Source organism: Desmonostoc muscorum LEGE 12446 (assembly GCF_015207005.2).
In the GTDB taxonomy this organism is placed as follows: domain Bacteria; phylum Cyanobacteriota; class Cyanobacteriia; order Cyanobacteriales; family Nostocaceae; genus Nostoc; species Nostoc muscorum.
This window is the reverse complement of the sequence record NZ_JADEXS020000001.1, coordinates 1650895-1665679: the sequence shown is the minus strand read 5'-3', so window position 1 is coordinate 1665679 and position 14785 is coordinate 1650895. Positions and strand designations below refer to the sequence as shown.

The following is a 14785-nucleotide window of genomic DNA, read 5'->3' as shown; positions in this document are numbered from 1 at the left end:
TTTCTCGATAGATACTAATTAACAACTCAGTGATGATAGAGGGTAGTCAAAATTTTATACATATTTATCCCCAAATACTGAGCAATAAACCCTACCTTTTCAGTAGTTGAGCTTTCTGAAAAATCACCACTTTAAGATCAGCCTATTGGATTATGGTACTTCTGTCAGCTACAAAAGTAAGCTGGCATGATTAAGAATCATGAAGTGTAGGAGATAAACTAATGTGCGTCCAAATTGCACGTTCTTTGAAAGTCGCCAAGTATTCCCTGATGCTATGAACTAATCACAGCTATAGTCGTTGCGATCGAGATTGTCTTCGTGGTAATCCCTATTGTTATCTGCTTCTAGCAGTTCTTCTGGTTCATGTTTCCACACTTTAAGGGTCAAATCTCCACCAAGGCTTACCATTGTTTGACCATCATTACTGAAGACAACCTGCTTAATTCCGCCTGAGTGACCAGGGAGTGTTTGAAGCAGTTTCCCTGTGTCTCGATTCCGAATTTGGAGATCGCAAATACCTGTGGTTTCATCTTCAATGATTGTACAGAGGGTCTGTTTATCAGGAATTAGAATTGAATCTTTTGAACGGGACGGAAGCTTTTCTCCTGTCTCAAGATTCCATAAGTGAAGCACGTTATCTGTATCTTCACAAATAACTATACTATCATTAAAGGCGATAGTGGAGGGTTTAATATAATAATTCGTGTCAGGTCTACCTGTACCTCTATCTGTCAATGAACTTATATCAAAAGTCCTCATTCGATGTCGTTTATCAAAAATCATTTTTGCAGGAAAAGAGAATGATTTGAGGTTTTCTCCAGTATGAGGACTCCACAAACACAGAGAGTTTCTATAACGATATGAACTCACGAGTATCTGTCCATCTGGATTAAAAGTAAGTCCAAAAACATCTTCCTGAGAAATTGAATGCACAAGTTTCTGTAGCTTAAAATTCAAAATATGGATACTACTATCGTCGCTACTAGCAAGTAATTCACCATCAGGACTAAAAGTTACACAATGAATTGAGGATGAATGTTCGGGAAGAGTAAAAAGTAATTCACCAGTGAAAATATCCCAAATTTTAATTGTTTTGTCTTCACAACCAGCAGCAAGCAATTTACTATTCAGACTAATGTTAATTGGCTTCTCTTTCCAATAAGAATAATTAGCTATCTTTTCAGAAGAATTGAATAGCAAGCTTCCTGTTTGAGAATTATAAATTTTAACTGTATTGTATAAATCAGTAATCAGTAGTTTTCCGTCAGTGCTAAAGGCATAAAATTCTTCTGATAGCTGATACAATAATTTTCCATTCCCAGGGTTCCAAATGTTAATTTTTCCATATTTATCCAGTTTAAAAAGCAGTTTTCCCTCGGGACTAAATCCATCAAAATTATAAGGAAAAGCACGAATTAATTTCTCATTATTTAAATTCCACATTTTAGTTATACAACCAAAAGTATGGTTTTCATAATCAATTTTAGTGAATGAATTGTAGTACGAATATTGTTTTTTTGGTACTTCAATTTCATAATATTGGCTTATGCCAAGTAAGGTTTGTCCATCAGGACTAATTTCAATTGAGTATAAAGAATCATAAAATCCAGTAAAAGTATTTACACACTTCCAAACCTGAGCTTGTTGAAGCATTTTAATTTCCCTTTCATGGGCTTGAAGTTGCTGCTGTTGTATCTGTTTTAGGAGGTCTAAATAGGGTTGAATAAAGGATGTGGCTGCTTCTAACGGCAATCCCAAATCCATCTGAAATAACTGGGGTTCATAATAAGGGTCTACTTCAATCAAGTAATATAAATCTGCGAGAAATGCTGCCAGCAGCTTATTTAAAACAACAATTAAATCGCAAATTTCACAAAGAATTGTTTCATCACTGATGTCGGGATTTTCGGCTTTCAATTGTTGAGTGAGCGATCGCCAATCTAAAGACTCTGTAATGAAGATTAGTGAGTTGGATAGCGATTTCCTGCTCTTTGTGTTTTTGGAGTAATTCTCGGTATAAAGCACTTTGTTTCGCCTGAAAATCTTGCTCTCCCTTTGCCATTGCTTCCTGAAGCCGCAGCTTTTTATGCTCTAGTGCTAGCAGTTTTTCTCTGTATTCAGAATTATCAATAGCAATTGCCTTTTGAATATTTAGAGCAGTTTCTTGAATGTCTAACTCCTGTGCTTTGATATCTGCTATGTGCTGCTGATGCTCTCCAAGTACCTTTACAAGAGACTCATTGAGACTTGTACTTTGACTATTGCTTGGTGAGTCTGAAATTTTGGGCTTCTTACGTTTCTCTCTCAACTCGTCACTCAAGAAAACACCTACTACCCGCTGTGCTACCCCCATAATTAAAGGAGTTACGTGGTTGGTAGCGATCGCTAAAATATGGGGTAACACCATACAATTATCCTTAGGGAGTCACAAGATTGCTATTACGTAGAAAATTGTTTGTCTAAAACTCTCTAATCATCGCAATCTCCATCGCCGTTATCGTCATCAGAAATATCATGATGGTCATGGTCATGGTCGTGGTCGTCGTGGCTGTGGTCGTCGTGGCTGTGGTCGTGGTCATTCTCGCTATAACTAACCCCACCGTGGTCGCGAGAACCGTCATAACCTCTGCGACGATTACGTAACTCGTCAGTTAAAGCATTCAAATCATTTCTTAGATTACTCATTGCTTTATGTTTTATTGGATACTTCAATTTTATGTGACTAACTTTTTAGGGTCAGTATCTTTTTCATTTTTTTAAATCAAAAATAATTCCGCAGTTAAAGCAAGAGACGCGATAAATCGCCGTCTCTACAATAATCAATCTTTTGTAGAGACGGCGATTTATCGCGTCTTTGGATCTAAAATTTTAATCAAAAAACCTTAACCGAACCGTATTGTCGCCCTAAGACTGTTTCTTTCCCCATTCCCCATTCCCTACTCCCTACTCCCCATGCATCTTAAAACCAAACTAAAAAGGCAAAAGAAAATCTTCTTTTGCCTTTTTATCTTTTAGATTTGAGTTTTACTCATCGTCGAAATCGTCATCGTCGTCATCGTCGTCTTCTTCGTAATCTTCTTCGTCTGCGACTTCATCGGCGATTAAGTCATCGTCCTCATCTAAAATTGACCTTTCTGCACGTCTGTTTCCATAGCTAGGCTCTCCAAGAGTCGGAGAATCTAAATTATAGGTGCGAGCTGTGCGGTCATCTAAGACCATATCGAGAGGATCGTCAACTTCATCTAAGACACTACTAGTAATATCAGTAGCATAGTCATCGATCGCACTGGTTTCTTCATAAGTATTGTAACCAGTACCAGCCGGAATCAATCGCCCGATAATCACGTTTTCTTTTAATCCCCGCAGCCAGTCAGATTTGCCTTCAATAGCTGCTTCGGTAAGTACCCGTGTCGTCTCTTGGAAGGATGCGGCAGAAATAAAGCTGTCGGTGTTCAAGGATGCTTTGGTGATACCCAACAATACTGGGGTGTACTGTGCCTTTGCACCGCCTGTAATTGACATTGCTTCGTTCACCTGCTCAACTTGGCGCAGTTCTACCAATTCGCCGGGAAGCATTGTGGTGTCACCACCATCATCAATCCGGACTTTGTTGGTCATCTGGCGCACAATCACTTCAATGTGCTTATCGGAAATATCAATCCCTTGAGACTGATATACCATTTGCACTTCATTCACCAAGAAAGTCTGTACCTTCTGCAAAGCATGGCTAGCACAAGCATAAATTCCGTCTTCGGAACCCAAGCTAAAGAAGATTTCCAAAATTTCATGGGGGTTCGATGGACCATCGGTCAACGGTTGTCCCGCTAACACATGAGAACCATCTGGGACAATTAAATTTTGTCCGGGACCTAGAGGATAATCTGTGACTACGCCATTTGATTCTACGACCTTAATGGCGATCGCTTCATCACCATCACCGTAAACTACCTTGATTTCTCCCGCCCGCCGACATAAAATACAGGCTTCTTTAGGTTTACGAGCTTCGAGCAATTCTTCAATCCGGGGCAAACCTTGAATAATGTCTCCGGTTTTGGCACGTTCAAATACTAACAACACCAAGTTATCACCCCGTTGCACCAAATCACCGTCTTCTATTTGCAAGACGGCGCCAGGACTGACTCGGTAAGGACGACCGACGCGGATAGTAAGAGCGTAGTTCTGAGTGCTGAGGGCTGAATCCTGAGCATTGTCTTCGTTCAGCGCTTTGGATTCAGCGCTCGTTAATTTTTTGACATTCATTACTTGCCCAGATTCGTCAGCAAAAACTCCAGCAGCAACTTCTGTACCTGCTACAAGCAAGTCACCGGCTTTTACTTTTGGCTGGGTACTGGTATTTACCGTCATCATGTCAGTGTCACGCAACACTAAACATCGACGTACATTTTCGGTTCCCTTTTGCACACCCCGCACTATCCCCCCTTCTTTAGACAAGATTTGGGTACGTGCGACCACGGAACCTGGGGCGATGCTTAGTCCATCTTGTACTTCCAGTGTTGTCTGGGTACTACCTTGGGTAGCATCAGCAGTAATGTCTCGACGAATTACCAAGGACTCCAAAATCACGAGCTGCAAGCGCTGAACTTCCTCGTCTTCGGTATCCTGTACCAATTCAATATCTGCTGCTAGGGGGGAGGCGTTGTGATCTTGTTCGCCTTCTTGCTCAATTTCCAGTACTAGCTGGGTTCGCAGCAATTCCACACCTTCCACGGATTTTACCCGTTCGGAATCTTTGTAAGGCAAGCGCTGCACTGCGCGTAACTCGATGGAACGCCCAGTTTGTTGACTTACCGATGTGGTTGATGGCACGTCGGGATTGTTCGGTACAGCAAACTCGACTACTGGACGACTTAACAGGGCAGGGCCTTCTGGCGTCTCTACATACTGGATATAGCGTAATTCCGTAGCGACACTGCCTTGAAATTCTTCACCTGGTTGGATGAAGGTATTATCTCGTCCCATGACTGCTTCAGGATCGTCCACCATCAGCAGTTCTCCTGGCTTCACCACCACTTCCCGCAGGATGTCGTTTTTCTGGGTAACTTCAATTACACCGCTGTTTTGGCAGAAGATATCCTTCACAACTTCGGTGCCAGCTTCCACAAACTGACCGTCTTCTACCAGCAGCAAGGAGATATCTTTATTGACTTCGTGGGTTTCTTCGGGAATCCACAACAGTGTACCGCCTTGGACAACTTCATAACCCAGTTTGGCTTTGCCTTTTTTCTGGACTTCAACGCCCGCGAATTTTAGGAATCCACCAGTGTTTGTGCGATAGCGGTCATCAATTAACTCGGCTACCACTTGACCATTTTGCACTTTTGTGCCTGGTGTAGCGCGGAGGTTAAATACCTGATTATTGCCAGTGGAGACTAGGTAGTTATTGCGACCTTGGGAACTTTGGACTGTTACCGTTGCCTGGTCTAAAACTACAGAAGCAGTGATAATCTCAATTTCCCTGGTACTCTTCCCTGGGGTAGCTTCAGGCAAGCGCACCACACCGCCGTGCAGAGTAGTTAATTTGGTTTCTGCTAATACTCCATTAGAAGCGATCGCGTCACCATTTGTTACCACCAATTCGGCACCAGGCGGCAAGTTGTAAACTTCACCAGACAAAATCCAAATCAAACCACCCCGTGCGGCTGTGGTTGTGGTGTTGCCTTGACGGTCAGTTTTTTGTTCTGGGACGACTTCGGCAAATTGCACTTCCCCTGCCAAGTCAGAAGCCACATCTTTAACGGCTTTTTCAGTATTAGTCCGAGTTGTGCGTCCACCAAGGGCGACTTCTGCCAACAACTGACCTTGTTTTACTTGATTGCCATCAAATACATATAATGTAGAACCTTGAGTCAGCTGCACCTCTTGGTTAGCTGGTGTGGCATCACCTTCTTTTTTTGGCTCTAAAATTAGGATGCCATTGGCCTCAACATACAAGGCATCTTCACCGTGGCGGGTACGATATTGTCTTGTCCGCAATTTCCGGGGAATTTTCACAGTCCCATCAATTTTAGAACGGACTTGTTGTGCCACTTCCCCGGTAAACACACCACCTGTGTGGAATGTCCGCATGGTTAGCTGGGTGCCTGGTTCGCCGATACTTTGGGCAGCAATGATCCCCACAGCTTCCCCCAAGTCCACCATCTTGGCGTGGGCTAAACTCCAGCCGTAGCAATGTTGACAGACAGAACGTGCAGCTTCACAAGTTAGGGGACTCCGGACTACAACTTCTCCTACCCCAGATTTGCCAATTATCTTGGCCAAGTCATCAGAAATTGGGGTGTTGCGTGTTGCAATCACTTCTTTTGTCGTTGGATGCACAACATCCTCGCCAATTACCCGTCCCATCAAGCGATTTGCCAGAGGAATCAAAGTTTTGGCACCTTCTGTCATTGGCCGAATGGGAATACCTCTGGTGGTGCCGCAGTCAAATTCCCGAATAATCACGTCCTGGGATACGTCCACCAAACGCCGGGTGAGATAACCAGAGTCAGCCGTCCGTAAGGCGGTATCTACCAATCCTTTTCTGGCACCGTAAGACGAAATAATGTATTCCGTCACCGTCAGCCCTTCGCGGAAGTTGGTTTTGATGGGCAAGTCGATAATTTCCCCTTGGGGGTCTGCCATCAGTCCCCGCATACCTACCAATTGGCGGACTTGGGAGATGTTACCCCGTGCCCCGGAGAATGCCATCATGTATACGGAGTTGAGGGGGTTGGTCTTTTTGAAGTGAACAACTACTTCATCTTTGAGGGCTTCACTGGTACCGTTCCAAGTATCAATTACCTTTTGAAAGCGTTCTACTTCAGTGATTTCACCACGTTGATAACGGGCTTCGGTGGCGCGAATTTCTTCTTCGGCTGCTTCTAGGAGCGATCGCTTAGTTGGAGGCACCATCAAGTCATCTACACTAATGGAAACCCCTGCTTTAGTGGCGTAGCGAAAACCTAAATCTTTCAGTTTGTCCGCCATCACTGCGGTTCGCGCCGTACCATAATGCGTAAAGGCCCAAGAAATCAAATTTCTCAGTTGACCTTTATCCACCACCCGATTGCGAAAAATCATTTTTTCAGTCATTAGTCATTAGTCCTGAATTAATAGTTAGGAGTTAGCAGTTAAAAGTGAGGAGTTAAAAGTGAGGAGTTAGGAATAATAACTCCTAACTCATAACTCCTAACTCATAACTCCTAACTCATCACTCATCACTAACTTGCTAGTGCTTCCTGAATCGCTTTATTGTAAATAACCCGACCAGGTGTTGTACGTATATACTGTGAAAGGAGATTTCCCTTAGCGTCTTCTCTGACTCGGCGGAACTTATACTTTAATGTCCGGCTGCCATCCTCGTTTTCTATAACTTCCAGGGGTTCTGTATCCGGCTGGTCTGATTCCATTTCACCGTCAAACCGCACAAAAATATAGGCGTGCAAGTCGATTTGCTCTTGCTGGAAAGCCATAATTACGTCATCTAAGGAAGCAAAGTACTTGCCTGCGCCTTTGGTAGCACCGGGATTTTCTGCTGTTAAGTAATATGCTCCCAATACCATATCTTGGCTAGGCGTGATAATGGGTTTGCCTGTGGCTGGTGACAAAATATTGTTAGAAGCCAACATCAACAACCGCGCCTCAGCCTGACTTTCTAACGACAGCGGCACGTGTACCGCCATTTGGTCGCCATCAAAGTCGGCGTTAAATGCTGGACACACCAAAGGATGCAGTTGAATTGCTCTCCCTTCTACCAAGATTGGTTCAAAAGACTGAATACCCAAACGGTGCAACGTCGGTGCCCGGTTAAGTAGCACTGGGTGTCCTTCAATGACTTCTTCCAGCACATCCCAAACACTAGGGTCATTACGCGATATCAGCTTTTTCGCAGCTTTGATGTTATTTACCATGCCACTGCGAATGAGGCGGTTAATCACAAATGGTTGAAATAGCTCAATTGCCATTTCTCTAGGCAAACCGCACTGGTGAATTTTCAGCTTTGGTCCGACCACAATTACCGAACGTCCAGAGTAGTCAACTCGTTTACCTAACAAGTTTTGTCTAAAACGTCCTTGCTTACCTTCAATAATGTCGGACAAAGATTTCAGGGGTCGGTTATTTGCCCCCACCACAGTCCGTCCACGGCGACCATTATCAATCAAAGCATCCACTGCTTCTTGCAGCATCCGCTTTTCGTTCCGCACAATAATCTCTGGCGCCAAAATTTCTTGCAGCCGTGCCAAACGATTATTTCGATTAATTACCCGCCGATACAAATCATTCAAATCGCTGGTGGCAAACCGTCCGCCATCTAGCTGCACCATTGGGCGCAAGTCGGGTGGAATCACGGGAATAACTGCCATGACCATCCACTCTGGTTTAGAACCAGTAGCGATGAAGTTGTCAATTACCCGCAGTCGTTTAATTAATTTGGCCCGCTTTTGTCCCTTAGCGTTGCCAATTTCTTCCCGCAGGCTTTCAGCTTCTTGCTCTAAATTGATATCCGCAAGCAAGCGTAGCAGTGCTTCGGCACCAATGCCTACCTCTACGCCCTGTAGCTGAGAATCTTCACTATAAATTTGGTCTTCAATTTCCAGCCACTGGTCTTCACTCAGTAGCTGTTTGTAAGTTAAAGTTTCGGCATTGCCTGGACTTAAGACAACATAAGAGTTGAAATAGACAATCTGTTCAACATCCCGCAAGGGCATATCCAGCAGGATGGAAATATAGCTAGGAATGCCTTTGAGATACCAAACGTGAGCTACTGGTGCGGCAAGTTTGATATAGCCCATACGGTGACGACGCACCCGTGACTCGGTAACTTCTACCCCACAGCGCTCACAGACAATACCTCTGTGACGGACTCTTTTATACTTGCCACAATGGCATTCCCAATCTTTCGCAGGTCCGAAGATGCGCTCACAGAATAAGCCATCCATCTCTGGCTTGAGAGTCCGGTAATTAATCGTTTCTGGCTTGGTGACTTCACCGACTACCTGACCATTGGGCAAAGTTCTCTCGCCCCACTGGCGAATGCGTTCAGGGGAAGCTAAGCCGATTTTTACGTAGTCAAACTGATTAGTTTGGGCAGGTCTCATATTTAATTCGTAATTCGTAATTCGTAATTCGTAATTAACAATTTCTAATTCGTAATTAACAATTTCTGATTCGTAATTCGTAATTAATTCTTCAATTACGAATTACGAATTATCAATTACGAATTATTCGTCGTCTTCCAGCGATTCGCGGGAAAGAGATTCGTATGTTGGTCTGGGAGGTGTACGGCGGGCTGATTGGTCTGCCATTAAATCGACTTCCACATCTAAGGAACTACCGTCTGCTTGGGTTTCTACCTTGTGTACGGCAATGTCTAACCCCAATGATTGTAGTTCGCGCATTAACACCTTAAAGGACTCTGGTGTTCCAGGTCTGGGAATTGCCTTACCTTTAACGATCGCATTTAATGCTTCATTCCGTCCTTGCATATCGTCGGATTTCACTGTCAGCAATTCCTGTAAGGTGTAAGCTGCACCAAAGGCTTCCAATGCCCACACTTCCATTTCCCCAAACCGCTGACCACCTTGTTGGGCTTTACCACCCAAGGGTTGCTGGGTCACCAGTGAGTAGGGTCCTGTGGAACGGGCGTGAATCTTATCGTCTACCAAATGCACCAGCTTCAGCATGTAAGCCACACCGATGGTAATTGGTCGGTCAAAGGGTTCGCCTGTGCGACCATCAAACACCATGATTTTACCTGGGTCATCTGGGTTATATACCCAATCTTTGCTGGTTTCATCCCGTGCTTCTTGCAATTTGCCATGCACGATTCTCCGGGATGATTCTTCACCATACATTTCGTCAAAGGGAGTAATCTTAAATCGCACTCCCAAAGTATGACCAGCCCAACCCAAGAGACATTCAAATACTTGTCCGACGTTCATCCGGCTAGGTACGCCCAAGGGGTTAAGTACAATGTCCACTGGTGAACCATCGGGTAAATAAGGCATATCTTCCGCTGGCAATATCCGGGAAATAATCCCTTTATTGCCGTGGCGTCCTGCCATTTTGTCACCAACTTGGATTTTGCGTTTTTGGGCGACATAAACCCGGACTACCATATTGGCTCCCGGTGGCAATTCATCGCCTTGTTCGCGGGTAAATAAGCGCACGTCAACTACGCGCCCTTTTTCACCGTTGGGTACTCGCAGGGAATTGTCTCGCACATCCCGCGCTTTTTCACCGAAAATGGCACGCAAGAGTTTTTCTTCTGGTGGTTGGTCAGATTCACCTTTTGGTGTGACTTTGCCCACCAAGATATCCCCAGCTTCTACCCATGCCCCAATGCGGATGATTCCTTGCTCATCTAACTGACGCAAGGCGTCTTCCCCAACGTTGGGAATTTCTCTGGTGATTTCTTCTGGTCCCAGTTTCGTCTGCCTAGCCTCAATTTCATATTTTTCAATGTGAATTGAGGTGTAGATATCATCCTGCACCAGTCGCTCAGAAATTAAAATTGCGTCTTCGTAGTTGTAGCCTTCCCAAGGCATGTAAGCAACGACGATATTTTGTCCTAGTGCCAATTCACCGCCTTCGGTGGAGGAGCCATCAGCTAGTACCTGACCTGCCACTACTTTTTCGCCGATGCGGACGAGGGGCTTTTGGTTCAAACAAGTATCTTGGTTTGAGCGTTGATACTTAGAAAGTAAGTATCTAATTTCTGAGGTATTGGGTTTTGGACGCACGCGAATTTCTGTGGCGTCAACATAGGTGACATCGCCATCAGTACGTGATACAATTACCATCCCGGAGTCTCTTGCTCCTTGGGCTTCCAAACCAGTGCCTACCAATGGCCGCTCTGGCTTCAGCAGAGGTACTGCTTGCCGTTGCATGTTTGACCCCATCAGCGCTCGGTTAGCGTCATCATGCTCCAAGAAGGGAATCATGCTGGTAGCTACCGACACAATTTGTACTGGAGACACCGCTACGTAGTCCACTTGCTCTGGCGTTGTGGTGGAGAATTCCTGACGATAGCGTACTGGCACTTGGGGTCCAATAATGTGTCCTGTTTCATCTACAGGAATATCTCCAGGAGCAACCCGCAGGTCGTCTTCTTCGTCGGCTGTCATGTAGGCTGGCGGCAAGTCAAATCTCACCCGCCCATTTTCCACAGGTCTAAATGGGGTTTCTAAGAAGCCGTATTGGTTCACCCGTGCATGGGTTGCCAAGGAGCCAATCAACCCAGCATTAGGACCTTCTGGTGTCTCAATGGGGCAAATACGTCCGTAGTGACTAGGGTGAATATCCCGCACGGCAAACCCTGCACGTTCGCGGGTTAAACCACCAGGACCAAGGGCACTCAAGCGGCGTTTGTGAGTCAGTTCTGCTAAGGGATTGGTTTGATCCATGAACTGACTTAATTGGCTAGAACCAAAGAATTCTTTAATGGCTGCTACCAGTGGTTTGGGGTTCACTAAGGAAGCAGGGGTGAGTACTTCGGCATCGGATACAGTCATCCGTTCTCGAATAATTCTCTCTAGGCGGTTTAAGCCTACCCGTACTTGGTTTTGCAGCAATTCACCGACGCTTCTGACGCGACGGTTACCTAAGTGGTCAATGTCATCGATGTTGCCGATGTCATACTCTAGATTTATTAGGTAATCCACCGCTGCCAAAATATCGCTGGAGGTCAGCACGCGCATGGTGTCGGGGACAGAAAGGCGCAATTTCTTGTTGAGCTTGTACCGCCCAACGCGACCCAAGTCATAACGTTTCGGGTCAAAGAAACGGGAGTCTAGGAGCTGTTGTCCGCCTAAAACTGTTGGTGGTTCACCAGGACGCAGTTTGCGATATAACTCCATCAGGGCTTCTTCTTCGGAAAATTGCCCTTCTTTTTCAATGGTTTTTTGGAAATATTCTGGGTGACGTAAGGCGTCAAAGATTTCGTTGTCTGATAAGCCTAAAGCTTTTAATAGTACCTGGGCCGAGAGTTTGCGGGTTTTGTCGATGCGTACCCACACCAAATCATTACGGTCTGTTTCAAATTTCAGCCATGCCCCCCGGTTGGGAATTAAGCTAGCAGAATAAGTACGCCGCCCGTTTTTATCGATTTCTGATTTGTAGTAAACTCCTGGCGATCGCACTATTTGGTTGACAATCACCCGCTCGGCTCCGTTGATAATAAAGGTGCCGCGATCGGTCATCAAAGGCAAGTCTCCAATGAATACCTCTTGCTCTTTGATTTCCCCGGTTTCCTTATTTATCAAGCGTGTGGGAACATACATTTGGACAGCATAGGTACTATCCCGCCTTTTGGCTTCTTCGACGCTATACTTTGGCTCTTTGAGTTTGTAGTTGTGACCCAAAAAGTGCAGTTCTAGTTTGCCCGTGTAATCTGTGATCGGACTAAAGGAGTTCAGTTCTTCTATCAGCCCTTCTTCCAAAAACCAGCGAAAGCTTGAACGCTGGATTTCAATCAAGTCGGGCAATAGAAAGGCGGGTTCCATATATGTTTCTTTAGTCATGCCTCTACCTTTGTCAACCTGGTTAAATTTTCCCTTGGACACTGCTGTTTAATACTTCCCACTGCTAGCCAGTGTCCGAGCTGTTGGGGAACTTTTCTTTATACACCTAACTATTTACAAGTGTGGACAAACGCAGCGGTGAAAGCTGGAATGAACCATTTTCCCAAGGGGGAAATCGCCCCTAATTTGGATTGGGTATTGGGTACTGTGTATTGGGTATAGAATATGGGAAAATTCTTCCCTAATTCCCATTCCCTAGTCCCCAATCCCCACTCCCTACTCGCCAATCCCCAATTAAGATATTCCGGAATTCGATCTATTTTCCTCACTTCCCCTCCAAAAAGCGCGTTAAAAAAGCTTACGCAGCTCTACACGGTGTGTCTAACATCCACGCCGCTGTTTATACTCTCAGTGATATCCTAGATATCCTAAGTTTGAGGAAACTATCCGTATATTGTCGGCTTTGAATCAGAATCACTTTATTTTGCTGGATTGTAATCACAAGGCAATTTCATTTAACGATTTTGTATAGGTTCAACACACCAAGCCGATGTTGTGCATAATTATGGCTCAACCTGGGTCGTTACGGTCAGTCATGTATCGAGAGCATCCGCTTGTAGAGATTTGGAGGATGGCCAAGCCGAATAACAGCACGGAAAATTAAGCTCAGAAGTTTTACGTTCCTTCCTTTATCATTATGGCGCTTTTCAAATGGTTTGGAGGGAATGATTTTAGCATATTTTTGTCCTCCTAGAGTTTTATTTCTTTGAACCCAACTGGATAAAATAGACTAAAGGACAGTTTATATTGACAGACCAAATAATTTACAGGCATTTTGGGTGGTAGCTTGAGCGATCGCTTCGGTAGTTTCCTGACGCAGTTTCGCTACTTGCTCTGCTACATAAAGGACGTAAGCAGGCTCGTTGCGCCTGTCGCCACGTTTGGGAACCGGGGCTAAAAAAGGGCAATCTGTTTCAATCAATAACCGATCGCTACTTACCATCGCCGCTGAGGATTGGATCGCTTTGGCGTTTTTAAACGTTACCGTTCCGCTAAAGCTGATGTAAAAGCCCAAGTCGAGAAACCATTGAGTTTCTTCTGGGGTTCCTCCCCAACAATGCATGACCCCCCGTACTGTTTCTCCTTTTAGTGAGCGCCATTTTTGCAACACTTCTCTGGTAACGGATGCAGCATCGCGGCAGTGGATAATCACAGGTAAGTCAAGTTCAGATGCGATCGCTAGCTGCGACTCAAACACCATGTACTGTTGCTGATAGTTATCAGCTTTGTAAAAATCCAGTCCCATTTCCCCAATGGCTACTACATTCGAGTCCGAACTTGCCAAAGATTTGATTTTATCGGCTGTGTCCTCGTTCCATTTCTGGGCATCTAAAGGATGCAATCCTACAGCAAAGCTGATTTCCGGAAACTCACGGGCTATGGACTGAATGCTAGAAAATTCCTCCGGGTGAACACAGGAATGAACTAAACGTACTACACCTGCTTGTTGCCACCGCGATCGCACTGCTGCTAAATCTGGCTGAAAACTATCAAAGTTGAGATGGACGTGGGTGTCTATCAGTTGCATCATTTGTCCTTTGTCTTTTCTTACAAAGTTGAGGCAGTCAGTTGGCGGGGTTCCCCCGCTTCAAGGAACTGCCGTTGAGCCACTGCGTTGGACGGGTTTCCCAGTTTGTTCGCTCTTAGCGTTTCCGTAGGATACCAAGTGGGATCTGCTCTAAGGAAGCTTAACCTTTTGTCTTTGGTTTTTTGTGACAAAGTTCTGAATCTCAGGAAGTCTTAGCTTAACCCTACCTTGTAAAGTCTCTTAACTCGCCCAAGGAATTAGCTCGACTTTGCACTTTGTCCTTATTGACAAATGACTAACAGATAAGTCTCAGCTAAAGCTTCCTTAGATCAGAACTTCAAAGACAAATGACCCATGACTACTCAGCTGTTTGTGTGAGAGGTTTTAGTTTAGTCGCCAATTTTGACTTCTTCCTTGCCCCATTGTTAGGGTGAAGCACACCCCGTTTTACTGCTTTATCGATTTTGCTGTAAGCCTCAGATAACTTAGACTGCACTTCTTGCTTTAATTCTGGGGTAGGATTAGCTGCATAGACAGTTACAGCATTCAAGTATTTTTTCATCAGCGTCTTGACTGCTGATTTGTAAGATTTGTTACGCAGTCGATTCCGTTCTGCGATTTCGGCACGCTTGAGAGCAGACTTTGTATTGGCCACAGTCAATTCCAGAAAATATAA

Annotated in this window: 8 protein-coding genes; all 8 read right to left on the bottom strand. The window is 44.8% G+C overall.

Going from position 1 to position 14785, the window contains the following annotated elements; all coding sequences use genetic code 11:
- Positions 1-279: 279 nt before the first annotated feature.
- Positions 280-1917: a WD40 repeat domain-containing protein gene (locus tag IQ276_RS07335; RefSeq protein WP_193915569.1), complete on the bottom strand. Its 1638-nt coding sequence runs from the start codon at positions 1915-1917 to the stop codon at positions 280-282.
- Positions 1889-2407, bottom strand: coding sequence for a hypothetical protein (locus IQ276_RS07330; protein ID WP_193915572.1), 519 nt, complete (start codon positions 2405-2407; stop codon positions 1889-1891). Before IQ276_RS07330 ends, IQ276_RS07335 begins: the two co-directional genes overlap by 29 nt.
- 62 nt (positions 2408-2469) lie before the next feature.
- Positions 2470-2685: a hypothetical protein gene (locus IQ276_RS07325; protein ID WP_193915575.1), complete on the bottom strand. Its 216-nt coding sequence runs from the start codon at positions 2683-2685 to the stop codon at positions 2470-2472.
- 339 nt (positions 2686-3024) lie between these two features.
- Positions 3025-7092, bottom strand: a complete 4068-nt coding sequence (locus IQ276_RS07320) for a DNA-directed RNA polymerase subunit beta'' (protein ID WP_193915578.1) — start codon at positions 7090-7092, stop codon at positions 3025-3027.
- 128 nt (positions 7093-7220) lie between these two features.
- Complete coding sequence (locus IQ276_RS07315) at positions 7221-9098, bottom strand: DNA-directed RNA polymerase subunit gamma (protein WP_190875502.1); 1878 nt, start codon at positions 9096-9098, stop codon at positions 7221-7223.
- 123 nt (positions 9099-9221) lie between these two features.
- Entirely contained in the window at positions 9222-12521 is a 3300-nt protein-coding gene (rpoB, locus tag IQ276_RS07310; protein WP_190875501.1) for a DNA-directed RNA polymerase subunit beta, read from the bottom strand.
- Positions 12522-13323: 802 nt separating this feature from the next.
- Positions 13324-14109, bottom strand: a complete 786-nt coding sequence (locus tag IQ276_RS07305; protein WP_193915581.1) for a TatD family hydrolase — start codon at positions 14107-14109, stop codon at positions 13324-13326.
- A 358-nt stretch (positions 14110-14467) separates the two neighbouring features.
- Positions 14468-14764: a 30S ribosomal protein S20 gene (gene rpsT / locus IQ276_RS07300; RefSeq protein ID WP_084177825.1), complete on the bottom strand. Its 297-nt coding sequence runs from the start codon at positions 14762-14764 to the stop codon at positions 14468-14470.
- Positions 14765-14785 lie beyond the last annotated feature (21 nt).

Coding starts and splice junctions, on each gene's coding strand:
- IQ276_RS07325 (WP_193915575.1), bottom strand. CDS start 2,685: ATGAGTAATCTAAGAAATGATTTGAATGCTTTAACTGACGAGTTACGT.
- IQ276_RS07315 (WP_190875502.1), bottom strand. CDS start 9,098: ATGAGACCTGCCCAAACTAATCAGTTTGACTACGTAAAAATCGGCTTA.
- IQ276_RS07330 (WP_193915572.1), bottom strand. CDS start 2,407: ATGGTGTTACCCCATATTTTAGCGATCGCTACCAACCACGTAACTCCT.
- IQ276_RS07320 (WP_193915578.1), bottom strand. CDS start 7,092: ATGACTGAAAAAATGATTTTTCGCAATCGGGTGGTGGATAAAGGTCAA.
- rpoB (WP_190875501.1), bottom strand. CDS start 12,521: ATGACTAAAGAAACATATATGGAACCCGCCTTTCTATTGCCCGACTTG.
- IQ276_RS07305 (WP_193915581.1), bottom strand. CDS start 14,109: ATGCAACTGATAGACACCCACGTCCATCTCAACTTTGATAGTTTTCAG.